15 protein-coding genes are annotated in these 23883 nt (G+C 65.8%); 6 read left to right on the top strand and 9 right to left on the bottom strand.

Features of this window, described 5'->3' with window-relative positions:
- Positions 1 to 133: 133 nt before the first annotated feature.
- From estP to thiI, 5 genes are all read right to left on the bottom strand, one after another.
- A complete protein-coding gene (gene estP, locus HNP46_RS09295; RefSeq protein WP_184588020.1) occupies positions 134 to 2041 on the bottom strand; it encodes an esterase EstP in 1908 nt (635 codons plus the stop codon).
- A 100-nt stretch (positions 2042 to 2141) separates the two neighbouring features.
- Positions 2142 to 3506: a DUF3999 domain-containing protein gene (locus tag HNP46_RS09290; protein WP_184588018.1), complete on the bottom strand. Its 1365-nt coding sequence runs from the start codon at positions 3504 to 3506 to the stop codon at positions 2142 to 2144.
- Positions 3503 to 7228 (bottom strand): DUF2339 domain-containing protein, encoded by a 3726-nt coding sequence (locus tag HNP46_RS09285; protein WP_184588016.1) that lies wholly within the window; start codon positions 7226 to 7228, stop codon positions 3503 to 3505. Before HNP46_RS09285 ends, HNP46_RS09290 begins: the two co-directional genes overlap by 4 nt.
- A gap of 458 nt (positions 7229 to 7686) precedes the next feature.
- The gene (gene typA, locus HNP46_RS09280) at positions 7687 to 9507 is read right to left on the bottom strand and encodes a translational GTPase TypA (RefSeq protein ID WP_184588013.1); all 1821 of its coding nucleotides are present in this window, start codon (positions 9505 to 9507) and stop codon (positions 7687 to 7689) included.
- A gap of 126 nt (positions 9508 to 9633) precedes the next feature.
- Entirely contained in the window at positions 9634 to 11133 is a 1500-nt protein-coding gene (gene thiI, locus HNP46_RS09275; protein ID WP_184588011.1) for a tRNA uracil 4-sulfurtransferase ThiI, read from the bottom strand.
- Positions 11134 to 11464: 331 nt separating this feature from the next.
- On the opposite strand from thiI, the gene glnA reads away from it, so the two are divergent.
- Positions 11465 to 12874, top strand: coding sequence for a glutamate--ammonia ligase (gene glnA / locus HNP46_RS09270; RefSeq protein ID WP_184588009.1), 1410 nt, complete (start codon positions 11465 to 11467; stop codon positions 12872 to 12874).
- Between the two features lie 787 nt (positions 12875 to 13661).
- Here glnA and HNP46_RS09265 read toward each other — a convergent pair.
- Complete coding sequence (locus tag HNP46_RS09265) at positions 13662 to 14927, bottom strand: tetratricopeptide repeat protein (RefSeq protein ID WP_184588007.1); 1266 nt, start codon at positions 14925 to 14927, stop codon at positions 13662 to 13664.
- A gap of 108 nt (positions 14928 to 15035) precedes the next feature.
- Positions 15036 to 17234: a mechanosensitive ion channel domain-containing protein gene (locus tag HNP46_RS09260; protein ID WP_184588005.1), complete on the bottom strand. Its 2199-nt coding sequence runs from the start codon at positions 17232 to 17234 to the stop codon at positions 15036 to 15038.
- Positions 17235 to 17439: 205 nt separating this feature from the next.
- Between HNP46_RS09260 and HNP46_RS09255 the strand changes: the two genes are divergently transcribed.
- The 4 genes from HNP46_RS09255 to ntrC all read left to right on the top strand — a co-directional run bounded on the left by HNP46_RS09255 (position 17440) and on the right by ntrC (position 21285).
- Entirely contained in the window at positions 17440 to 17988 is a 549-nt protein-coding gene (locus HNP46_RS09255) for a DUF4124 domain-containing protein (protein WP_184588003.1), read from the top strand.
- Positions 17985 to 18569, top strand: coding sequence for a DUF4124 domain-containing protein (locus tag HNP46_RS09250; RefSeq protein ID WP_409372426.1), 585 nt, complete (start codon positions 17985 to 17987; stop codon positions 18567 to 18569). Before HNP46_RS09255 ends, HNP46_RS09250 begins: the two co-directional genes overlap by 4 nt.
- Before the next feature lie 206 nt (positions 18570 to 18775).
- On the top strand, positions 18776 to 19852 hold the full coding sequence (glnL, locus tag HNP46_RS09245; protein WP_184587998.1) for a nitrogen regulation protein NR(II): 1077 nt from the start codon (positions 18776 to 18778) through the stop codon (positions 19850 to 19852).
- A gap of 2 nt (positions 19853 to 19854) precedes the next feature.
- Entirely contained in the window at positions 19855 to 21285 is a 1431-nt protein-coding gene (gene ntrC, locus HNP46_RS09240) for a two-component system response regulator NtrC (RefSeq protein ID WP_184587996.1), read from the top strand.
- A gap of 480 nt (positions 21286 to 21765) precedes the next feature.
- Here the strand turns inward: ntrC and trmL are convergent, their stop codons facing one another.
- Positions 21766 to 22227 carry a tRNA (uridine(34)/cytosine(34)/5-carboxymethylaminomethyluridine(34)-2'-O)-methyltransferase TrmL gene (gene trmL, locus HNP46_RS09235; protein WP_184587993.1) on the bottom strand — a complete coding sequence of 154 codons (462 nt, stop codon included), beginning with the start codon at positions 22225 to 22227 and terminating at the stop codon, positions 21766 to 21768.
- Between trmL and HNP46_RS09230 the strand changes: the two genes are divergently transcribed.
- Complete coding sequence (locus tag HNP46_RS09230) at positions 22226 to 22678, top strand: hypothetical protein (protein ID WP_184587991.1); 453 nt, start codon at positions 22226 to 22228, stop codon at positions 22676 to 22678. The genes trmL and HNP46_RS09230 overlap by 2 nt on opposite strands.
- 693 nt (positions 22679 to 23371) lie before the next feature.
- Here HNP46_RS09230 and secB read toward each other — a convergent pair.
- Positions 23372 to 23851, bottom strand: a complete 480-nt coding sequence (secB, locus tag HNP46_RS09225; protein ID WP_184587989.1) for a protein-export chaperone SecB — start codon at positions 23849 to 23851, stop codon at positions 23372 to 23374.
- Positions 23852 to 23883: the final 32 nt, after the last annotated feature.

Genomic DNA, 23883 nt, shown 5'->3' with positions numbered 1-23883 from the left:
CTCCTGCACGGTGGCCTCGCCGACTGCTTGGAGCCCACAGGTGTCGGGCAGTTCCCCATGTACGAAGGTCATTGCGACCTTCGGCCGCGCGCCCCCGTGCGGCTGCCTGTATGGCAGCCGCACGGGGCGGACGTCAGAAGTCCAGGCTCAGCGCCAGGTTCACGCCCTGGGCCAGGTCGTCGCTGCTGCGGTGCGCGCTGTAGCCGCCGCGCAGGGTCAGCTCGGGGGTCAGCTTCTGGGCAACGCCGACGGTGGCGCGCTGCAGGTGGCTCTGCGGGGTGTAGCCCTGCAGGCTGAAGCCGATGTCCGGCAGGCTGGTGAAGTTCATGCCGACGTTCTGAGTATCGTCGGCGTATTCACGCTCGACGGCGACTTCGCCGAACAGCTGGGTCTGCGGCGAGACATCGAACTTGCCCTGCAGGCCCACGCCCAGGCGACGGGAATAGCGGTTCTGCTCGTCATAGGCCAGCGCGGTGGAACGGCCGCTGCCCTCTTCGTAGCCATCCACCTTCACCCGCGCCCAGTCGGCGCTGACGAACGGCGACAGGTGCCAGTTCTCGCCACCCTGGGCGATGTCGTAGCCCAGGCGGCCGCTGAAGGCCAGCAGACTGCCGTCGGTATCGGCCTTCTCCTCGACCTCGTGGTTGATGATGCTGAACTTGCGGTTGGCGTCATCGAAGTCGAGCTTGCCGCCGGTCACCGAGGCATCGGCCCACCAGCGGTTCTGCTGGAACTGCACGAACAGGCTGCCCAGGTAGCTGTTGAGCTTGTAGTCCGAATCATCCGCGCCCAGCTCCAGCTTCTGCCGGTAGAAGCCCAGCGAACCGCCGACGCGCCAGGCGTCATCCAGGAGATAGCTGGTGCCCAGGGTCAGGTTGGCACCGTAACCGGAGCCATCGGCCGCGCTGTCCTGGTCGTCGTAGTCCAGATGCTGCGCGCCGCCGGCGACGAAGCCGCGCCATTGGTTGACGCCCTGCCAGTTCTCCCAGTCGGACAGCCACTGGCTGCGCAGCTGGTCCTGGTAGGCGTTGTAGGTACCCAGCGCCATCTCCGGCAGCATGGTCGCTTCCCACGGCGCGGAGAGCACCGAGTAGGCGTAGTCGGCGATCAACGTCTGGCCGGCGATGGTCGGGTGTACGCCGTCGTTGAAGATCAGCTTGGTCGGATCGGGGTTGCTGCCGTGGCGGCCGTACACCGCGTTCTCCGGGCAGCTGTTGCCGCTGAAGCAGGTGCCGATCAGGTTCTGGTCGGTGGCCAGGCCATAGGCGCCCGGGTTGGCCAGCACTTCCTTGAACATCGCCGGGATGTTCAGCGGGATGACGTTGGCATTGGAGGCAGCCAACTGGCTGACCAGCTCCTGGTTGAAGATGCCCGACAGCTGGGTGCCGAAGGACTCCAGCGCGGTGCCGTTGGTGGCCGGCGTCTGGCCCAGGTCGGGCAGCAGCCAGACCATGATGTAGCGCGCCCCGGCGTTGTGCAGCGCATCGACGCTGTCCACCAGCCGGCCGGCGGCGGCGCGGGCGGTGGGGTCGTTGGTGATGCGCAGCTGGAGGAAGTCGTTGCCGCCGCCGGTGAGGTAGTACAGCGCGTTCGGATCGGCGCGGTTGTTCACCAGGTAGCCGTCACGGGTGCGGCTGTCGGCGCCGGAGGTCACCACCGAGCCGCCGGGCGCGGTGATCGAGTCGTAGATCTGGTCGGTGCGGTAGCCGCCCACGGCCCAGTTGTTGCCATCCACGGTGCCGGGAACCAGCGAGGTGGAGGGATTCAGGTCGGCGGCGTTGATGCCCAGCTTGCCGCCCAGGATCATCGGCGCGGTGGGGCCGAAGATCTCGCCACTGCCGTCCAGGTAGGTCGGGCCGACGCGGTTGGTAAAGCGGGTGCTGGCACCGGCCGGACCGCCGGCATCGGCGAACTGGCCGGAATCGCTCAGGCTGTCGCCGAAGACGACCATGGTGGAATACGGCGAAGGGGCTGCGGAGGCCTGTGTGGCAATGGCCAACGCGCACGCAGCCGCCAGCGGGGTGAGCGCCTTTCTGATCATTCTGCTACTCCATGCTTTGTTGTTATTCGGCAATCAGAACAACAAGACAGTATCAGAATTTCTACAGGCGACACCCCTATCTTGCGGCGATCCGCGTCGATCAACCGGCCTGGCGATTGCTCCGCAACAGGCTCAGCGCCATCAGCGCAAGCAGGCCGACGCCCGCCAGCAGCAGTGCCCACAGGCCATAGCGTTTCCAGTTCGTATCCGGCTTCGCCACAGTGGCCGGCGCTTGTGTCGCCGGCGCCTGCAGCGTGCCCTTGAGCCGCGCCTCGCCCATGCTCGCCAGGCGCTTGGGCTCGTAGCCGGGCACCAGGGTGCTCAGCGGCAGGCTGGCGTCGGTGGCCGAGCCGTTGCCGACCGCCAGTTCGTAGGGCGCACCGCCGCGGGCGAGGAACACCAGCTCGCTGGCGCGCACGCCGACGCTCAGGTGCGCCGTCGAGCCGCCCAGGCCGCCGCCGCGCGAATCCAGTTGCAGGCGCAGTTGGCTCAGGCTGGTGCCGGGCAATTCCAGCTCCTCCTGGGTGATCTCGCCGCCCTGTCCTGGCAGGCGGTAGAGCACACCGCGGGCCAACGGCGTCCACTGCACCTTGCCGTCGTGGCGACCAGAGATCACCACCGGCGCCAGGGTGTTGTCCTGCTGCAGGGGAATCCGCACGCGCTCCACCGGCAGCGCCAGCGGCAGGCTCCAGCTGAAGTCGCCGTTGCTGTCGGCCTGGGCCGCCAGCGGTTCGGACCACAGCATCGGGGTCGGCCCGGTGCTGCTGCGGCTGCCGCTGAGTGTGGCGCCGACCAGTTGCGCGGCCTGCTCCGGCGACTCCCACCACAGACGCAGGTAGCGCGCCGTCTCGCCGGGCAGGGCGATGTCGTTCTGCTCGATGCGCTGGCCGTTGAAGTCCAGCCGCGCCAGTTGCCCTTCGCCGAGGGAGCGCCAGTGTTCGAGGTCGTCACTGGCCTCGATGCGCAGGCGCTGGAAGCCGTCGCTGTCGGCCGTCCAATCCAGCTGCAGGCGATCCAGCGGCAGGTCGCCGGAACCGGTCTCCAGCAGCCAGCCGCGCAGCACCTGGGTCTTGTCCTGGGCCGGCGCGTTCGGGGTGATTTCGAGGATGGTGCCGGTGGTGCTGCGGACGATCTTCAGGTTGTCGCCGGCCGCGCTGCCGGAGGTTCCGCGCAGCGGGAAGATGCGCGCCTGCACTTCGCTACGCACTTCCCTGGCACTGGCCGAACTGGTGCGCAGGCTGTACGGCAACGCTTCGCCTTCGGCGTTGAAGATACGCACGTCGCGCAGGTCGCCATGGCGCGCGGCAAACAGCACCTCGATGGGCAATTGCACGCGGTACCACGGGCCGTTGCCGGAGGTTTCCAGCGGTACGCGATTGGCGAAATCGGCCGGAGCGGGCGCGGCATCGACCTGGCTGCCCAGCAGGCAGGCGCCAACGAGCAGGACGAGGGCTTTGAGCTTCATGCGGAAGGTTGCTCCTGTGGCGAATGCTCTTCGGGCGCCAGCCGGCGTGGCGGCAACGGCGCGAAGTAGCCGACGATCAGCATCAGCACGCCGACGCCGATGAAGGAAATGATGCGTTCCAGGCTGCCGCCGCTGGCGCGGTCGACGAGGAACAGCTTGATCACCACGACGACTAGCAGCACCGCACCGACCAGCCAGAAGTCGCGGCGGCCGCGCAGGTGCCCGGCGATCATCAGGCCCAGGGCGATCAGCGCCCAGACGATGGACAGACCGGCCTGCACCAGCATCGACTGGCTCAGGGAGTCGAACTCGAACGGCACGCCACCCCAGTGATGCGCGGTGCGGCACACGGCCAAGGTCAGCAGGGCGAACAACGAGGCACCCAGCACGGCCTGCACCGGCAGGCGCAGGCTCGACTCGGCCACGCCCAGTTGCGGCAGGCCCAGGCGCGTCCACTGGAAGACCGCCGCCAGCACGATGAGCATGCCCAGTTCCAGCGGGTTCACCAGCGGCAGATAGGGCAGCGGATCGGCCGCGCCGTTGCTGGACAGGTTGACCAGCCAGAACCACCCCAGCAGCGCCAGGGCCACAGGGGCGGCGGCGATGGCGCGGTACTCGCGCTCGAAGGCCGCCACCGGCCACGGCAGGCGCCGCACACCGCCCATGAGGATCAGGTAGAGGCTCGGCACCAGTGCCCAGCCCAGCCAGCGCCAGGCGTTGTAATGCTCGGCCAGGGCGAAGAACAGGTAGCGCAGCTCCAGCGCCAGCACGCCGAGGATCAGCCAGCAGCCCAGGACATGGGCCGCCTGGGCGGCACGGCGTGGCAGCCAGGCATCGAGTCGGCGCAGCGTAAAGAAGTGCACCGCGACCACCGCCAGCCAGCCCAGCCAACCCAGCTCCGCCAGCGGGTGATAGTCCAGGTTCCAGGCACTGGCCAGCGCCACCAGCGACACCGGCACCAGCGCCAGGCACAGCAGCGCCAGCGCGCGCCATTGCTCGCGCCGCGCCAGCAGAGACCAGAGGCCGACACTGATTGCCGCCACCAGCAACGCCACATGCTCGCGCATTTCGACCGGCACGAAGCGGGATATCTCCCACAGCGCAGTCAGCGCCCACCAGCCGGCACCCCACACCAGCAGCAGCTGCGACAGCTGCTCCAGGCCCAGGCCGCCCAGCGCCAGGTTGCGCTCACGCTCGCTGGCACGGTGCAGGCGCCAGGCGCCGATCAGCGCGGCCAGGGCCAGTACGGCCGGAGTCCAGAAGCCCATGTGCGCCAGCGGCTTCAGACCTTCGCTGGGCAGGTCGCCGAACAGCGCCGCGCCGCCGAAGAGGAAGGCACCGGCACCGATCACCTGCAGCACCAGGCCGAAAACGAAGGCCGCGCGCTGCTGCAGTTGCAGGCTCAGCCAGAGGATCAGCAGGCCGCTGCCGGCCCACACCGCCGCCGCGGTCTGCCACGGCAACACGAAGAGCACGGCGAGGTTGATGAAGGCCAGCCCCAGCAGCAGGACGACGCTCAGGCCGAGCATCAGCCGGCGGTCGTCGCGGACCATGGAATCCCGCGCGGCGATCAACATACCGGCAATCAGCGCCAGGCCGATCAGCGAGGCCGTGACCAGCCCGCGCCAGCCAGAGCCGATCACCCCACTGCCCTCCTCCGCACCCTGCAGGTGCAGCAGGAAGATCGCCCCGCCCAGCAGCTGAACGGCAAAGGCACAAGCCAGGAAGGTGCGCGAACGCAGACGCAGGCCGGCGAACAGGCTGGCCAGACCGGCCAGCGCCCAGGCGATGGCGGTAGCGTCCACGCCCAGGCACAGCGGCGCGATCAGGTAGAGGAAGGCCAGGCCGAAGGCCGCCAGGACCGGCCGCGCGTGCGGTTCCCAGCTACGCAGGACGTGCGCATCGGCCTGACGCAGATTCCAGAAGCTGAACAGCAGCGCGGCACCGAGCATCAGCGCACCGAGCGGGGCACCCTCGAGCAGCGGATCGGTGATCCACGGCGTCCAGCCCAGGCCCATCACGAACGCCCACGCTGCACCAGCCTGCAGCAGCAGGGCGAAGATCCGCGCCAGCGGTCGCTGCTGGCGCAGGCCGAGCCAGAAGATGCCGGCGCCTTCCACCGCCCAGGCGGCGGAGGTCCAGCGTGCGTCCAGGCCCAGCGGGATCGCCAGGGTGCCGAACACCACGCCCAGCGCCAGGCAGGTCTCCACCAGCAGCAACGCGCGGCCGGCAGTGCGCCCGACCAGCACGCGGGCCAGCAGCATGTAGAACAGGCCCAGCGCCAGGGCGCTGAAGGCTGCGCCGAACTCCAGGTGCTGGATGATTGCGTACTGCAGGCCGAAGCCCACCAGCGGCGTGCCGAACAGCACGGTGCCGTCGACGTAGTCGGTCTGCCGCGCCGACCAGCGCAGCAGCGCCTCGCGGGAGTCATCTTCCGGCGCACCGGCGGCCTCGCGCAGACGACGGCGGGCGAACAGCAGGCCGATGGCGACGTAGGTGAGGAAGAACAGGATCAGGAAGGGTTCGGTGGTGCCGAACAGCTCCGGCTTGTAGGAGCGCAGCCCCCAGGCCAGGCCGATGCCGTAGGTGCCGAAGAAGCCGATCAGATTGAGCATCCGCCAGGCCTTGAACCAGGCGATGGCGAAGATGCCGGCATTGAGCAGGGCGAAGTAGCTGAACAGCGCGACATGGCTGCCACCGCCGGTGGACGCCAGGATCGGTGCGGCGAAACCACCCAGCGCAGCGGCGGCAGCAAGGCCCAGCGCGTCCTGCAGGATGGCGAGGATCGCCGAGAACAGGGTGACCGCTACCAGCAATACGAAACCGGCGTTCGGCTCGATCAGCACTTCGCCATGGTTCATCGCCGGGTACAGCTTGATACTGGCGAACACCGTCAGGTAGAGCACGGCGACGCCAGTGCCCTGGAGGACCAACGCATAGGCTGGGCGCCGGTGGCGCAGCCACCAGCCGAGCCCGAGCAACGCCAGCGCGGCGGCGGCGGTGCCGAGGTAGGGGCCCTGCGGCGGCATGGTCATGCCTTCGGTGGCGTAGCGCAGCAGGAAGGCCAGGCCGAGGAACAGCAGCACCACGCCGACGCGCAGCACGGTGTTGCCGCCCAGCAGCCAATCGCGGGCAGCGCCGAAGGCGCGGTCGAACAGGGAAGGAACCGGAGGTAGCGGCGGTGGGGGCGGAGCGGCGGGAGCGGCCTGTACGGGAGTCGCCGGCGCTTCGCTACGTGCTTGCGGGGCGGAGCTCTCCAGCGGTTCGAGCGCCAGGTCGGACCACTCGACGGTGGCTTCTTCCCGCGCGGCGGCGGCCGGAGCAGGCGCCAGCTCGTCGGCGGGCAGCTCGATGTTCCAGTCCAGTTCGCCCGGAGAGGTCTCAGCCACGGGAGCATGCGGCTCGCGCGCCACCTCGCTGGGGTCGGCAGCAGGGGCAGGAGCCGCGGCGGGCGCCACGAACTCCACATCCGGCAAGGGTGAGCGCTCGGTACGGCGCTCCACCTGCAGCAGGCGCTCATACAGCGCCTGGGTGCCCTGGTCGAAGCGCTCGCCAAAGGCCTTCAGCTCGCCGCGCAGGTGGTCGTTCTCGCGCTTGAGGCCCTGCAGCGCGAGGGTCTGCCCCAGCGCCAGGCCGACCACCGCGCCCAGCACCGCCCCGGTGATCGACTCGCCCGCAGCGGCGCCGATGACCAGGCCGACCAGCATGAAGATCCATTGCATGCTTTCAAATCCTTGAGGTTCTTTGCGAATCCATCCCGAACCGGACAGCATCGTCCGGGAAGCTGAGTATATCGGCCCAAGTCCGTGGCCTGCGTCCACCATCTCTCAGCTTCGAAGAATCAGACGTCGCGATAGCGCCCTGTAGCCACGCGGGAGGGCTTTCTTTTTGTAGGGCGTATAACCCGGAACGGGTTATACGCCGGACACCCCGCGGCAGATAACGCTGGCGCGTTATGCACCCTACACCCAGACGAATCAGGCCTTGGCACGTTCGTAGCGCGTGGATGTGCACTTCTTCGTAGGAGCGGACCTTGTCCGCGAAGAGGTTCCCTTCTCGCCGGCTTTATCGGTGCGCGCCGGTCGGGATTTCGCGGACAAGGTCCGCTCCTGCAGTCGAGGCCTTTCATGCGGGCAAAAAAAAGCCGGGCAGATGCCCGGCTTTCTTCAGTACTGACGAATCAGACCTTGGCGCGTTCGTAGCGCTTGCGGTCGTTCTCGTCGAGCAGCTTCTTGCGCAGACGGATCGACTTCGGCGTCACTTCCACCAGCTCGTCATCGGCGATGAATTCCAGCGCCTGCTCCAGGGTGAAGCGGATCGGCGGAACCAGGGCGATGACTTCGTCTTTGCCCGAAGCGCGCATGTTGTCGAGCTTCTTGCCCTTGGTGGGGTTGATCACCAGGTCGTTGTCACGACTGTTGATGCCCGCCAGTTGACCTGCGTAAATCTCGTCGCCTGGGCCGAGGAACAGCTTGCCGCGGCTCTGCAGGGTTTCCAGCGAGTAGGTCAGCGCGGTGCCGGTAGCCATGGAGACCAGTACGCCGTTCAGACGGTTGGTCACTTCGCCAGCCTTGATCGCGCCATAGTGGCTGAAGGTCGAGGTCAGGATGCCGGTACCCGAGGTCAGGGTCAGGAAGTTGTTACGGAAGCCGATCAGGCCACGCGCCGGGATGGTGTATTCCAGGCGTACACGGCCCTTGCCATCGGGGATCATGTTGGTCAGATCGCCTTTACGCAGGCCCATCTGCTCCATCACCGAGCCCTGGTGCTGCTCTTCGATGTCGATGGTGACGTTCTCGTACGGCTCCTGCTTCTCGCCATCGGCGGTCTCGATGATCACCACTTCCGGGCGGCCTACGGCCAGCTCGAAGCCTTCACGGCGCATGGTTTCGATCAGAACCGACAGGTGCAGCTCACCACGGCCGGAGACCTTGAACTTCTCCGGGGAATCGCCTTGCTCGACGCGCAGGGCCACGTTGTGCAGCAGTTCCTTGTCCAGACGGTCCTTGATGTTGCGGCTGGTGACGAACTTGCCTTCTTTACCGGCGAACGGCGAGTCATTGACCTGGAAGGTCATGCTCACGGTCGGCTGGTCAACGGTCAGCGGCGGGCGGGCTTCGACGTTCTGCGGGTCGCACAGGGTGTCGGAGATGAACAGCTCATCCATGCCCGAGACGCAGACGATGTCGCCGGCTTCGGCTTCAGCGACTTCGACGCGCTGCAGGCCGGAGTGGCCCATGATCTTCAGGATACGGCCGTTGCGCTTGGTGCCGTCGTCGCTGATGGCCACGACCGGGGTGTTGGTCTTGACCTTGCCGCGGGCGATACGGCCGATGCCGATCACGCCCAGGAAGCTGTTGTAGTCCAGCTGGGAGATCTGCATCTGGAACGGGCCGTCGACGTCGACTTTCGGCGCCGGGACGTGGTCGATGATCGCCTGGAACAGCGCGTCCATGTTGTCGTCCATCTTCTCGTGGTCCATGCCGGCGATGCCGTTCAGGGCACTGGCGTAGACAATCGGGAAGTCCAGCTGCTCGTCGGTGGCGCCGAGGTTGTCGAACAGGTCGAAGATCTGGTCGATGACCCAGTCAGGACGCGCGCCCGGACGGTCGATCTTGTTCACCACGACGATCGGACGCAGGCCGGCCTTGAACGCCTTCTGGGTCACGAAGCGGGTCTGCGGCATGGGGCCGTCCTGGGCGTCGACCACCAGCAGTACGGAGTCGACCATCGACATCACGCGCTCAACCTCACCGCCGAAGTCGGCGTGGCCGGGGGTGTCGACGATGTTGATGCTGTAGTCGTTCCACTTCAGCGCGGTGTTCTTCGCCAGGATGGTGATGCCACGCTCTTTTTCCTGGTCGTTGGAGTCCATCACGCGCTCGTTTTCCGCTTCTTTGCGGTCGAGGGTGCCGGACAGGCGCAGGAGCTTGTCTACGAGGGTGGTCTTGCCATGGTCGACGTGGGCGATGATGGCGATGTTGCGCAGTTTTTCGATCACAGTGTCAGTCTCAGTAAAGAAAGCTTCAGGCTGCAGGCTTCAAGCTGCAGGCGGGAAATCCGGTTCAGGCGCAGGCGTCTGGAGGATGCCTCAGCCAGGTTGCGTTTCGGCTAATGCGGCAGAGGATCATGCGGACTCGCTTTTCTCTTGCAGCTTGCCGCTTGCAGCCTGCGGCTCGGGTCGATAGACCCGAACATTGGTGTGCCCTTCGTTGACCAGGTGGTGGGCGTGCAGGCGACTCATCACGCCCTTGTCGCAATACAGCAGGTACTGGCGGTTGGGGTCCAGTTCCTTGAACTTGCTGTTGATGGCGTAGAACGGCATCGGCAGCACTTCGATACCTTCGATGGCCAGCGGTTCATCTTCCTGGGCATCCGGGTGGCGGATGTCCACGACGATCTGGCCGGCCAGCACTTCGTCGACCATCTCCACCGCCAGGTCCTTGCCCAGCTCGTCGATCACGCGATCGACGGTCATCTGGGTGGAACGCTCCAGGGCGCGGTCGAGCACGGCCATGTCGAACTTGGTTTCTTCGTGGTCGACGCGGTACGGCTTGGCCTGGGTGGTCGGGTTCACCGAAATCACGCCACAGTATTCTGGCATGTGCTTGGCGAACTCGGCGGTGCCGATCTTCGTCGCGGTGTCGATGATGTCCTGCTTGTGGCTGACGATCAGCGGGCGCAGCACCAGGGTGTCGGTCACCCGGTCGATCACCGAGAGGTTCGGCAGGGTCTGGCTGGACACCTGGGAGATCGCCTCGCCGGTCACCAGCGCATCGATTTCCAGACGCTCGGCCACGCGGCTGGCGGCGCGCAGCATCATGCGCTTCAAGGTCACGCCCATGTAGCTGTCGTCGACCTTGGTGAGAATCTCGCCGACCACTTCTTCGAACGGCACGCTGACGAACAGCACGCGCTGCGAGCTGCCGTACTTCTTCCACAGGTAGTGCGCGACTTCCATCACGCCCAGTTCGTGGGCGCGGCCGCCGAGGTTGAAGAACACGAAGTGGCTGATCATGCCGCGGCGCATCATCTGGTAGGCCGCCACGGTGGAGTCGAAGCCACCGGACATCAGCACCAGCACCTGCTCCAGCGCGCCCAGCGGGTAACCGCCGAGGCCATCGTGCTGGGCGTGGATCACGTAGAGGCGGTCGTGGCGGATTTCCACGCGCACTTCCACTTCCGGGTTCTTCAGCGACACGCCAGCCGCGCCGCAGTGCTGGCGCAGGCCGCCACCGACGTAGCGCTCCACGTCGATGGAGGTGAACGGATGCTTGCCGGCGCGCTTGCAGCGCATGGAGAAGACTTTGCCCGGCAGCTTGTCGCCGAAGTGCGCCTTGCACTTCTCGAGGATGTCGTCGAAATCGCCCAGCGGGTATTCGTGCACTTCCAGGAAGTGGCCGATGCCCGGCGTGCAGGTCAGGCGCTCGATCATCTCGCGCAGCACCTTGGGCTCGGTGACCCTGGTCTCGACCTCGAGGTTGTCCCACTCGCCTTCGACCAGCAGCTCGGGATCGAGGTCGCGGAGCACCGTGCGAATGTTCTTCGCCAGCTGGCGGATGAAGCGCTTGCGCACCGGCCGGCTCTTGATGGTGATTTCCTGGAAGACCTTGACGATGAGTTTCATGCGAATCGGGCGATTGCCATGGGACTGAAAAAAAGGGGCGGAATTATATCCGAAATTGCTCAAGACTTGAGCAGAAATCGGAGACTTTCTTTTTGGTGCACCAAAATGGGCTCATGCACCACGATGGAGCACCAAAGCGGTGCACTATTTCAGCGCAATACGCCGTAACCACCGCCACAGCCCGTGATTTCAGGGGCCCTGCCCAAATACGGGCACTGGCACGCAACTTGCTCTCTTGTGAGGCAGGTTGCCCTGGCCGACTATGCCGGCCGGCATCACCCGATACTGGGGCACAGAAAGCTCCCAGCTCTAATCCCTCCTGGAGGACAGCATGTCGTACAAGTCGCAACAACTGATCAAAGATCATGACGTGAAGTGGGTTGACCTGCGCTTCACCGATACCAAAGGCAAGCAGCAGCACGTCACCATGCCGGCTCGCGACGCCCTGGACGATGAATTCTTCGAAGCCGGCAAGATGTTCGATGGCTCCTCCATCGAAGGCTGGAAGGGCATCGAAGCCTCCGACATGATCCTGCTCCCGGACGACAGCACCGCCGTGCTCGACCCGTTCACCGAAGAGCCGACCCTGATCCTGGTTTGCGACATCATCGAGCCGAGCACCATGCAAGGCTACGAGCGCGACCCGCGCAACATCGCCAAGCGCGCCGAGGAATACCTGAAGTCCACCGGTATCGGTGACACCGTCTTCGTCGGCCCGGAGCCGGAGTTCTTCATCTTCGACGAAGTGAAGTTCAAGTCCGACATCTCCGGCTCGATGTTCAAGATCTTCTCCGAGCAGGCTTCCTGGAACACCGACGCCGACATCGAGACCGGCAACAAAGGTCACCGTCCGGGCGTGAAAGGCGGCTACTTCCCGGTACCGCCGGTCGACCACGACCACGAAATCCGTACCGCCATGTGCAACGCCCTGGAAGAAATGGGCCTGGTCGTGGAAGTTCACCACCACGAAGTGGCCACCGCTGGCCAGAACGAGATCGGTGTGAAGTTCAACACCCTCGTTGCCAAGGCTGACGAAGTCCAGACCCTGAAGTACTGCGTGCACAACGTTGCCGATGCCTACGGCAAGACCGTGACCTTCATGCCGAAGCCGCTGTACGGCGACAACGGCTCGGGCATGCACGTGCACATGTCCATCTCCAAGGATGGCAAGAACACCTTCGCAGGCGAAGGCTATGCCGGCCTGTCCGACACCGCCCTGTACTTCATCGGCGGCATCATCAAGCACGGCAAGGCCCTGAACGGCTTCACCAACCCGGCCACCAACTCCTACAAGCGTCTGGTTCCGGGCTTCGAAGCCCCGGTCATGCTGGCCTACTCGGCCCGCAACCGTTCCGCCTCGATCCGTATTCCGTACGTTTCCAGCCCGAAAGCCCGCCGTATCGAAGCGCGCTTCCCGGACCCGGCTGCCAACCCCTACCTGTGCTTCGCCGCGCTGCTGATGGCCGGCCTGGACGGCATCCAGAACAAGATTCACCCCGGCGATGCCGCCGACAAGAACCTGTATGACCTGCCGCCGGAAGAGGCCAAGGAAATCCCGCAGGTTTGCGGCAGCCTGAAAGAGGCGCTGGAAGAACTCGACAAGGGCCGTGCGTTCCTGACCAAGGGCGGCGTGTTCACCGACGAGTTCATCGATGCCTACATCGAGCTGAAGTCGGAAGAAGAAATCAAGGTGCGCACCTTCGTGCACCCGCTGGAATACGACCTGTACTACAGCGTCTGATCCACGAATACCTAGAAACAGCGTCAGTATTAAGGCCTCCTTCGGGAGGCCTTTTTTATGCCCTCTTCTGCAAGGCCCCAATGCCTACCACAGCGTTTTCCTCAGGATTACGTAGATGACGGTGGGAAGCTCAGCTTCCCCCAGAGTGTTGCCCGGGTCTCAGTCTGGAAAATCGCTGCGCCTACTGCAGCTCTCGCAGCACCTGCTCATCCCCCCGTATTACCTTTGGCCCATTTTCGCGCAGGACAGATGCGCTTCGAACCCGCGTTCGTAGTCCTGCGTGCTCAGCCTTAACTTGGAAATGGACGTCATGCGCAAATTTTTCTGGCTGGTACCGCTATTGGGATTTCTCGTTATTGCGCCTGCGCAAGCCCAAAGCAGCTGCAAGAAAATCGCCGATCCCGACCTCAAACAGATGTGCAAAGCCCAGGAAAGTGGCAGTAGATGGGACTGTGGCACTATCGAGAGCAAGGACCTGCGACGTTACTGCACAGCACTGTTATCTCCCGACGGCTACGGATGTGAAGAAATAGAGAGCAGTGAGATGCGTCGGCAATGCATCGCGATTGCGTCCGGGGAAGCCAAACGATGCGAAAAACTGGACAACCGCGATATGCGCCGCGCTTGTCGCTCTATGACGAGAGATTATCCATCCAGCTGCAGTGGTATCAGCAATGCCGACATCAGGCGAATCTGTGCAGCAGCCTCCCAAAGGCGCTATGAGAGCAATCGCTCTCGGTAGCCTCTGGTAGCGCGCGGAACCCTGCCTGCTGCACACACTTGTCACTCATATCAATTGGTAGCGAATTCCCATTTCACCCGCATTGATCGAGCGCCCATAGCGCGCCGGCAGGTTGGCGGTCAGCAAGCCTTGCTGCACGACGCTCTTATAGCGGCAGATTTCGCGCTCTTCAGCATCCTTGTGGTGCAGCACCCAGAGCACCGGCGTTCCGTCAGCCGCATCAATCGGCATGCTGAAGTGGGTAGCCCCTTCCGCCGCCCCCACATGAGAGGCCGCGGTCCACGTGCCGCAGGGGAATGGCCGGGCCTCGAGGAAACCGAATTGCGAGTCGTGCTGCAGCAGGCTCTGCCGCGCATAGGGCCAGACCCAGGAGCGCAGGAAGTACTGGTCGGCGAAATGCTGCGAGGACACCGGCTGGGCCAGGAAGCTGTCCATCAGCCCCCGCATCGGCGGCAGCGCGCCGGCACACACGCCCCATAGCCCGGCGAGGATCAGCTCGGTGTGGGTGGCGTAGTCGCGCATCAGGTGGAAGCGCTCGCCGCTGTCGATCCACTCCTGCACGGCTTCGGCCTCGCGCTGGCTGATCACCGAGTCGGCGTCGCGGAAAATCACCCGGTGCACGTCCGGCAGGTCATAGGCGAGGAAGCGCCACATCGGGCCGGGAGCGCTGAGCAGAGCCGGCTCGGTCACCTCGATCACCCGCCCGCCGTCACGCAGCCGCTCGACGACATCGGCCGGGACGCTGGCGTCGACAAAGAACACGCAACGCCAGTGGGGGTAGATTGCCGGCTGCTCCAGCACGTTGAGCACCGCGGTTTCGCAGTACTTGGGGTTGCCGCCGAACAGCGAGAAGGCGATCAGATTGCTGTCACGGGTGGCAGCCGAGGGCGGGGCTGGCAGCGCGCTGCCACGAACGTCATGGGCCAGCGCTGGCGCGAGACCGAAGCGCTGGTCGCGTTGATTCAGCGCAGCCACGCCCCAGCGACGCACCTGGGCGGCATCGCCCTTGGCGCCCCAGGCGTGGGACAGCGAATCATAGATGGCGAGTCCATCGCCCTTGGCCTTCAGCGCGCGGCTGGCGTGCTGGATCGCTTCATCCCAGAGCTGCAGCTTGATGCAGTAGACCGCCGCGTCCGACCACAGCACCGCGTGCTGCGGCGCCATGCGCAGGGCCTGGTGCGCACACTGCAGTGCCGTGCGGTAGTCACCGGCGGCGCTGGCAGCATTGGCCTTCTCGCCCAGCGCGGTGAGCGCGGCATTGAGCTGCTTCAGGTTCGTGCCGCCGGTCTGACGGGGAATTCGGGGTTTCATCGCGTCCGCGCCTCGCACATTCAGGGAATGGCGGGCACTCTAAGCGGACGCTACCGACGCCCCCATCGGAGAACTCCGAAAAACCCGACAGGATTGAATGAAGTCGGTTCAGACACCTGCCGGTTCTCCAGGCTCGTCGCCCTCTTCCCGCCGGCTCGACGGTCGCGTGAGCTGCACGTTCAGGCGCGGCATCGACAGCTCCAGTCCAGCCTTGTCGAGCTTCTGCCGCAGGCGCAGGTTGAAGGCGCGCTGCACTTCCCACTGGCGGATCGGCGCGGTCTTGAAGCGGAAGCGCAGGATCGCCTGGCCGGCGTCGAAGCTCTCGATGCCCTGGATTTCCAGCGGCGACCAGATGGCGCGGTTGATGGTGCGGTCGCCGCGCAGTTCGCTGGAGACTTCCTTGACCAGCGCCAGCGCGTCGTCGATCGGCATGCTCGCCGGCACCGGCCAGCGGAACATGGCGTAGCCGAACTGCCGCGAGTAGTTCTTGATGCTCTTGATCTCGCTGAACGGGATGGTGTGCACCACGCCGTCCAGGTCGCGCAGGCGCACGGTGCGGATGGTCAGGCCTTCGACCGTGCCGAGGTGGCCGCCGACGTCGACGTAGTCGTCGATGGACAGCGAGTCCTCGATGATGATGAACAGCCCGGTGATCAGGTCCGCCACCAGCGACTGCGCGCCGAAGCCGATGGCCAGGCCGATGACGCCGGCACCGGCGAGCAGCGGCGTGACGTTCATGCCCATGTTGGCCAGGGCGACGATCAGCGCGATCACCGCAATGGTCACGAACAGCACGTTGCGGATCAGCGGCAGCATGGTCAGCGCGCGGGCGTTGGCGCTTCTCTTGCTGCCCAGGCCCAGGCTGTGCTGCACCGCGGTGTCGGTAAGGATCCAGACCAGCCAGGCGACCAGCAGGGTGCTGCCGAAGCTGAAGAACTTCAGGCTGATCTGCGAGCCGTCGCCCTCGGCGAAACGGATCAGCGACATGCCCCAGACGCGCAGGCCGATCTCCAGGAAGAACAGCAGGTTGGCGATGTGCAGCAGGGTGTAGCCGAAGCTCTGCAGTTGCTCGATGTAGGGCGCATGGCGGCGCGCACCGCGGCGGGCCGAACGCTGGTGGGCACGGCGGATCAGGCCGTTGACGGTCAGCGCCACCACTGCCACCACCGCGCAGACCAGCGCCCGGCGCAGGGCATAGCTGCTGTCGCCGGCGGTGACCACGGTGGCGAACAGCGAGATGCCGACCAGCACCAGCACCGGCAGGAACCAGATCGAGCCGATCAGCTCGACCAGATCGCTCAGGCCGCGCCGCTTGAGGCGCCGCTCCAGCGGCTGGTTGCGGATCAGGTGGGCGATAGGCCGGCGGAACTGCAGGACGAACAGCGCGGTGAGCAGCGCCGCGCAGATGTTCGCCAGCGAGCCGACGAACAGCGAGATGTTCTGCCCCAGGCTCTCGATCACACGTGGATCATGCATCACCTCGCCGGCGGCGGCCAGGCTGCCGATCAGCCACAGCGGACGGAAGGCGCGACGGCGCAGGATGTCCAGGGCGCGCATGCGGTGCGGGCCGCTGAGCAGCGACAGGGAAATCACGCACAGCGCCGAGAACAGCGTGCCGCACACCAGCGTATAGGCGATCACCATGGCCACCAGCTTGCCCAGCGAGCTGGGCAGCACCACCGAGAGGTACACGGTGATCAGGAAGGCCACCAGCCAGGGACCGAGCTTGCGCAGGGCGAACAGCATCAGGTCGCGGGTCTTGGGGTGCTGCGGCAGCTCATCTTCCAGGCCGAAACGTTTGCGCATGCGCCCGGCGACCCAGCGCAGGCCGAGGGCGACGCAGGCCCAGAGCAGCAGCACCAGGGCGAAGTCGAGGATCATGCCCGGCCACTCGGCCAGCGACGGGGTGCGCGCATCCAGCTCGTAGCCGGCACCCTGGAACAGGTCGGACCAGCGCACCAGCGGACTGTTGGCGCCTTCGAACTGCTTCTCCAGGCTGCCCAGGGTGTCGCCGATCAGGCCCAGCACGCCGCCCTGCTCCTCGGCGCCCTTCTTCGTCGCGTCGCGCAGCTGCTTGAGCTTCTTCAGCAGGTCGGCGCGCTGCTGGTCGCTCTCCAGGGTCTTGATCACCTGGTCCAGCGACTGCTGCAACTGGGCGTCGCTGACCTTGCCATCGCTGCCGCCCGACACGCCCGCCAGCGGGCCGGGAAGTGCGGCCAACGCCGGGCCGGCGACGCCCAGGCCGAGCCCGAGACAGCACAGCAGCAGCCACTGACGAAGCAGGTAACGAAATGGAATCACAAGCACACCCCGAAACGATGGACAATCACGCCAGCCCGCATCATACAGACGCACACGCCGGACTCGGACCGGTAATGGACTGCGCCGCTGTATGAAAGGTCCTTCGACGAGCAGCAGCGCACAACGCGCGACGCCCTGCTGAAAGACAATAGGCAACTTGCCAGCTGCCGTCGGCAGTGCAAGGCTTGGCAAGTCCATCCGGAGATCCTTCATGCGCCTGATCCTCACCGCCCTGCTGCTCGCCGCCGCATTGCCAGCCAGCGCGCAGATCTACAAGTACACCGACGCCAACGGCAAGACGGTGTTCACCAACCAGCCGCCCACCAACGTCGGCGCCACCCCCGTGGAGCTGCCGCCGACCAATACCGTCGGCACCCAGGCCCCGGCCGCCGCACCGGCCACCAGCGGCACCCAGGACCAGAGCGCACGCGCCTACTCGATCCTGGCGCTGAGCAACATTCCCAGCGACGAAGCGCTGCGGGTCAACAACGGCACCGTGCAGGTCGATGTGGTGGTGCAGCCGGCCCTCAACCCGGACCACCTGCTGCAACTGCTGCTCGATGGCCAGCCCTACGGCAGCCCTGCGCGGGACACCAGCATCACCATGCAGAACCTCGACCGCGGCGAGCACACCCTGGCCGTCCAGGTCCTGCAGGGCAGCCGGGTGATCCAGGCCAGTTCGCCGGTGAGCTTCACCCTGCAGCGGATCAGCACCAACAGCCCGCAACGACCCAAGGTGCAACCGAGGACGGGCGGCTGACGATGCGCCTTCTGGCAGTTTTCCTGTTCTCGATGCTGTTCTGCCTGACGGCCAACGCCGAGGTCTACACCTACATCGACAAGGACGGTAACCGCGTCTTCACCGACCAGCCACCGCGCGGCAACGCGCAGAAGCTGGACATGACACCGCGCAACGACCCGCAGAAGGCGCCCCACGGCGTACGCATGCCGCCGCCGCTCTACGCCCCGGCCACCCCGCCGTTGCCGGCGGGCCCGCCGGCCTACCAACTGCTGCGCATCCTCGTGCCCGAGCCGGACGCCACCATCCGCGCCAACGACGGCGCGCTGATCGTCTCCGCCACCAGCGACCCGGCGTTGCTGCCCGGCCACCTGTACCGCCTGCTGCTCGATGGCAAGCCGGTGGGTGAACCCGGCCGCAGCCCGGTGTTCCCGCTGGACAACATCGACCGCGGCACGCACCAGCTGTCGGTGGAAATAGTCGACACCCTCGGCCGCACCATCGAGCAGACGCCCAACCAGCCCTTCCACATGTTCCGCGTTTCCGTGGCCGAGGCGACCCACCTCGACACTTCCCTCCCGCTCAGCGCCGCCAGCCACTGAGGCGGCGTGCGCCGGGACACAAACGCACCATATCGGTGCGTTAGCCTGCACCACTTTCTATACTCTCCCCATTTCGGGTCATTCTCCTGACCCGATTCGGCCGCTTGCGCACCGCAAATCAGCGCGATGCCGCGAAATACGCGCCTTTTCTGGGCCTGGTTTGCTTTTTGCATTTTCCCGCACAGTCTTGGGACATCTCTTACGCCATGCCTACAGAAACCCAGCTCCGCCTGTTGCTCGACAACCTCACCACGGCGGTGATCCTGCTCAATGCCGAGCTGCGCCTGGAGTACATGAACCCGGCGGCGGAGATGCTGCTGGCGGTCAGCGGCCAACGCAGCCACGGGCAGTTCATCAGCGAGCTGTTCACCGAGTCGCCCGAGGCGCTGCAGTCGCTGCGCCAGGCGGTGGAAGAGGCGCACCCCTTCACCAAGCGCGAAGCGACCCTGACCTCGCTGACCGGCCAGACCATCACCGTGGACTACGCGGTGACGCCGATCCTCGACCGTCGCGACACCCTGCTGCTGCTCGAAGTGCACCCGCGTGACCGGCTGCTGCGCATCACCAAGGAAGAGGCGCAACTGTCCAAGCAGGAAACCACCAAGCTGCTGGTGCGCGGCCTGGCCCACGAGATCAAGAACCCGCTGGGCGGCATTCGCGGCGCGGCACAGCTGCTTTCCCGCGAGCTGCCGGAAGAGTCGCTCAAGGACTACACCAACGTCATCATCGAAGAGGCCGATCGTCTGCGGAACCTGGTGGACCGCATGCTCGGCTCGAACAAGCTGCCGCAGCTCTCGGTGACCAACGTCCACGAGGTGCTGGAGCGCGTCTGCAGCCTGGTGGAGGCCGAGACCCAGGGCACGATCCCGCTGCTGCGCGACTACGACCCGAGCATCCCCGACCTGCTGATCGACCGCGAACAGATGATCCAGGCGGTGCTCAACATCGTGCGCAACGCCATGCAGGCGATCGCCGCGCAGAACGAACTCAAGCTGGGCCGCATCACCCTGCGCACCCGCACCCTGCGCCAGTTCACCATCGGCCACACGCGCCATCGCCTGGTGTGCAAGGTGGAGATCATCGACAACGGCCCCGGCATCCCGGCTGAACTGCAGGACACCATCTTCTATCCCATGGTCAGCGGCCGCGCCGACGGCACCGGCCTGGGCCTGGCCATCACCCAGAACATCATCAGCCAGCACCAGGGCTTGATCGAATGCGACAGCCATCCGGGCCACACCGTATTCAGTCTGTTCCTGCCCCTGGAACAAGGAGTGCATTGACCATGAGCCGATCAGAGACCGTCTGGATCGTCGACGACGACCGCTCCATCCGCTGGGTGCTGGAGAAGGCCCTGCAACAGGAAGGCATGACCACCGTCAGCTTCGACAGCGCCGACAGCGTCATGAGCCGGCTGGGCCGGCAGCAGCCGGACGTGATCATTTCCGACATCCGCATGCCCGGCTCCAGCGGCCTGGACCTGCTGGCGCAGATCCGCGAGGTGCACCCGCGCCTGCCGGTGATCATCATGACCGCGCATTCGGACCTGGACAGCGCCGTGGCCTCCTACCAGGGCGGCGCGTTCGAGTACCTGCCCAAGCCGTTCGACGTCGACGAAGCCGTCTCCCTGGTCAAGCGCGCCAACCAGCACGCCCAGGAACAACAGGGCCTGGAAGCGCCGGCCAACCAGACACGCACTCCGGAGATCATCGGCGAGGCACCGGCGATGCAGGAGGTGTTCCGCGCCATCGGCCGGCTGTCCCACTCCAACATCACCGTGCTGATCAACGGCGAATCGGGCACCGGCAAGGAGCTGGTCGCCCACGCCCTGCACCGCCACAGCCCGCGGGCAGCCTCGCCATTCATCGCGCTGAACATGGCGGCGATTCCCAAGGACCTGATGGAATCCGAGCTGTTCGGCCACGAGAAAGGCGCCTTCACCGGCGCGGCCAACCAGCGCCGCGGCCGCTTCGAGCAGGCCGACGGCGGCTCGCTGTTCCTCGACGAGATCGGCGACATGCCCGCCGATACCCAGACCCGCCTGCTGCGCGTGCTGGCCGACGGCGAGTTCTACCGGGTGGGCGGCCACACCCCGGTGAAGGTGGACGTGCGGATCATCGCCGCCACGCACCAGAACCTGGAAAACCTGGTGCGCGAGGGCAAGTTCCGCGAGGACCTGTTCCATCGCCTGAACGTCATCCGCGTGCACATCCCGCGCCTGGCCGACCGCCGCGAGGACATCCCCGCGCTGGCCCGGCACTTCCTCGCCCGCGCCGCCCAGGAACTGGCGGTGGAGCCCAAGCTGCTCAAGCCGGAGACCGAGGAATACCTGAAGAACCTCGGCTGGCCGGGCAACGTGCGCCAGCTGGAGAACACCTGCCGCTGGATCACCGTCATGGCCTCCGGCCGCGAGGTGCACGTCGACGACCTGCCGCCGGAACTGCTCACCCAGCCGCAGGACAGCCTGCCCGCCGCCAACTGGGAGCAGGCCCTGCGCCACTGGGCCGACCAGGCCCTGGGCCGCGGCCAGTCCAACCTGCTGGACACCGCCGTGCCGGCCTTCGAGCGGATCATGATCGAGACCGCGCTCAAGCACACCGCCGGTCGCCGTCGCGACGCCGCCGTGCTGCTGGGCTGGGGACGCAACACCCTGACCCGCAAGATCAAGGAACTGGGCATGAAGATCGACGGCCCGGACGAGGATGGCGAGGACTGAAGTTCTCGAGTGGAAAAAGGGGCCGGAAGGCCCTGCTTTTCTGCCACCTGTCGGTCCAATACCGGCCCCTCCCTCACCCCGGCCCTCTCCCAGAGGGAGAGGGAGCTGCCTGTACCGGCTGACGCGATGGCTTCATCCTGCACCGTACGGTCCCCTCTCCCTCTGGGAGAGGGTTAGGGTGAGGGGCTGCCCCAGCGGAAAACCCTCCGCATAGGTGCGGACCATACCCGCGATCAACGCCCGCAGGCGCCGTCACAAGCCCGCAACATCCATCCCCAGAGCCTGTGGATAACCCTGTGCACGGCACGGGGAAGGAACGTGCTACAGCCCAGGGCACGCGCGGTCTGCGGGTTTGCGCGGTTTCTGTGCAGAAAATCCCAGCTTGCCCACATCCACTGTGCGCCCGCCTGTGGATAAGCTTGGGGCAAGCCGCTGCGCTCCTCACCTGGCGCGGGTTTGCGCGGATCGATCAGAAAATGCTCAGTCCATGGCGAAGTCGTGCTGGCGCCAGGCTTCGTAGACAGTCACCGCGACGGTGTTTGACAGGTTCAGGCTGCGGCAACCGGGGCGCATCGGCAGGCGTACGCGTTGCTCCGGCGGCAGGGCGTCGCGCACCTCTTCGGGCAACCCACGGCTTTCCGGGCCGAACAGGAAAGCGTCGCCGCGCTCATAGGCCACTTCGTGGAACGGTTGCGATCCCTTGGTAGTGAAGGCGAACAGGCGCGGCTGGCCGAGTTGCTGCAGACACTCCTCCAGCGTCGCGTAGCGCTTCACGCTGGCGTACTCGTGGTAATCCAGCCCGGCGCGGCGCAGGCGCTTGTCGTCCAGCTCGAAGCCCAGCGGCTCGATCAGGTGCAGGCTGCAACCCGCGTTGGCGCACAGCCTGATAATGTTGCCGGTGTTCGGGGGGATTTCCGGTTGAAAAAGGATTACGTGGAACATGCAACGCTCCGAGCCTGAGAACGGCGGGCATTCTACCCCCGCCAGGGAGCAAATGCGGCCCAGGCCCTGGCTGAAGGTGATGGTGTCGCTGGGCGTGCTCGGCCTGCTGCTGGGCCTGATGCTCGGCCGGCTGGTCAATCCACCCCACGAGGGGCCGCCGCAGATCCTCGCGGTAGAGCCTTCGGCCGATGGCCTGGTACTGGTTCTCGATGCCCAGCCCGCCGTGCGCGCCGGCCATCTGGACGGCGCACTGGCGGTGCAGATCGACGCCAAAGGTGACGCGCAACAGGGCCAGTTGCGTATCGGCGATGCGCCAGTGCGCTGGAAGCTGGAGCCGGGAGAGAAAGGGGTTGTGCTGACGCTGCTGTCGACCCGCCGCCTGAAGGGCGCCTGGGACAGCGCCGAGGCCGAGGGCCGGTGGCGACTGACCATCAGCGCGCGGCCCGAATAAAAGCGGGGTTTTCCCAGCCTGCCTGGTCCGGGGCCCCGAAGCGGGAGGCGCGCTCCGGATGGAGCATCGCCGGCATAAAAGAGGGGTTTACCCGGCCTGCCTGTACCAGGACCCCTAACGGGTGCGCGGAGCGCCGTGGCGCGCCTGCGGGCATAAAAAGGGGGCTTTCCCGGCCTGCCTGTACCAGGACCCCCGAACCGGCTGCGACGGCCACCACTTCGGACGGCACGCTCGCAAGTTGTAAAAGAGGGGTTCCCCAGCCTGCCTGTACCGAGGCCCCTGAAATCGCTGTTATCAGGGGTATTGCAGAGGGCGTGCCAAGATTGCGGGTGGTGCGGCGAAGCGGATCACCGAATCGCCACAGGCCAGAATCCACGGGGCCTGCAGAGACGTGATCGAGATTCGCAAGTGCGCCGGCACGCGGTTATCCCCAAGGCGACCTGCGCCCCTCTAGTGCGCACGCACCAATCTTGACCGCGACCTCGACATCGACCGTAGGAGCGGACTCCGTCCGCGATAGCCCCGCATCGCGCCGGACAGCATCGCGGACAGAGTCCGCTCCTACGCCCAGCGCCGATCTCGGCAATCACCTGTAGGAGCGAGCTTGCTCGCGAACAGCACTTTCCCGCCCACCACCTTTGCGCAGGCAAAGAAAAAGGCGCCCGCAGGCGCCTTTGTTCACAGCCGCAGCGATTACTGGGCCGGGATCTCGCCGGAGGCCTGCATGCGGGCGATTTCCTGCGCGTACAGCGCGTCGAAGTTCACCGGCGACAGCATCAGCGCCGGGAAGGAACCGCGGACGACCAGGCTGTCCAGGGTTTCACGGGCGTACGGGAAGAGGATGTTCGGGCAGAAGGCACCCAGGGTGTGGCTCATGCTGGAAGCGTCCAGACCCTTGATCAGGAAGATACCGGCCTGCTGCACTTCGACGATGAAGGCGGTCTCTTCGTTGTTCTTCACGGTGACCGACACGGTCAGGACCACTTCGTAGAAGTCGCCGTCCAGCTGCTTCTGACGGGTGTTGAGGTCCATGGAGATGGCCGGCTGCCATTCCTGACGGAAGATTTCCGGGGCCTTGGGGGCCTCGAAGGACAGGTCGCGGACATAGATGCGCTGCAGCGAGAACTGCGGATTGTTGTCTTGCTCGGCTGCGCCGTTGGCTTGTTCAGTCATTTCGGGACCTTCTTGTGCATCGTTTCAGAATG

Source organism: Pseudomonas nitroreducens (assembly GCF_014204515.1).
In the GTDB taxonomy this organism is placed as follows: Bacteria; Pseudomonadota; Gammaproteobacteria; order Pseudomonadales; family Pseudomonadaceae; genus Pseudomonas; species Pseudomonas nitritireducens_A.
This window is presented reverse-complemented; position numbering and strand designations above follow the sequence as displayed.

Bases quoted from the DNA above. Each gene is read 5' to 3' on its own strand.
- HNP46_RS09265 (WP_184588007.1), bottom strand. From the start codon at position 14,927: ATGAAACCCCGAATTCCCCGTCAGACCGGCGGCACGAACCTGAAGCAG.
- thiI (WP_184588011.1), bottom strand. From the start codon at position 11,133: ATGAAACTCATCGTCAAGGTCTTCCAGGAAATCACCATCAAGAGCCGG.
- glnA (WP_184588009.1), top strand. From the start codon at position 11,465: ATGTCGTACAAGTCGCAACAACTGATCAAAGATCATGACGTGAAGTGG.
- glnL (WP_184587998.1), top strand. From the start codon at position 18,776: ATGCCTACAGAAACCCAGCTCCGCCTGTTGCTCGACAACCTCACCACG.
- HNP46_RS09285 (WP_184588016.1), bottom strand. From the start codon at position 7,228: ATGCAATGGATCTTCATGCTGGTCGGCCTGGTCATCGGCGCCGCTGCG.
- estP (WP_184588020.1), bottom strand. From the start codon at position 2,041: ATGATCAGAAAGGCGCTCACCCCGCTGGCGGCTGCGTGCGCGTTGGCC.
- secB (WP_184587989.1), bottom strand. From the start codon at position 23,851: ATGACTGAACAAGCCAACGGCGCAGCCGAGCAAGACAACAATCCGCAG.
- HNP46_RS09290 (WP_184588018.1), bottom strand. From the start codon at position 3,506: ATGAAGCTCAAAGCCCTCGTCCTGCTCGTTGGCGCCTGCCTGCTGGGC.
- trmL (WP_184587993.1), bottom strand. From the start codon at position 22,227: ATGTTCCACGTAATCCTTTTTCAACCGGAAATCCCCCCGAACACCGGC.
- ntrC (WP_184587996.1), top strand. From the start codon at position 19,855: ATGAGCCGATCAGAGACCGTCTGGATCGTCGACGACGACCGCTCCATC.
- HNP46_RS09230 (WP_184587991.1), top strand. From the start codon at position 22,226: ATGCAACGCTCCGAGCCTGAGAACGGCGGGCATTCTACCCCCGCCAGG.
- HNP46_RS09255 (WP_184588003.1), top strand. From the start codon at position 17,440: ATGCGCCTGATCCTCACCGCCCTGCTGCTCGCCGCCGCATTGCCAGCC.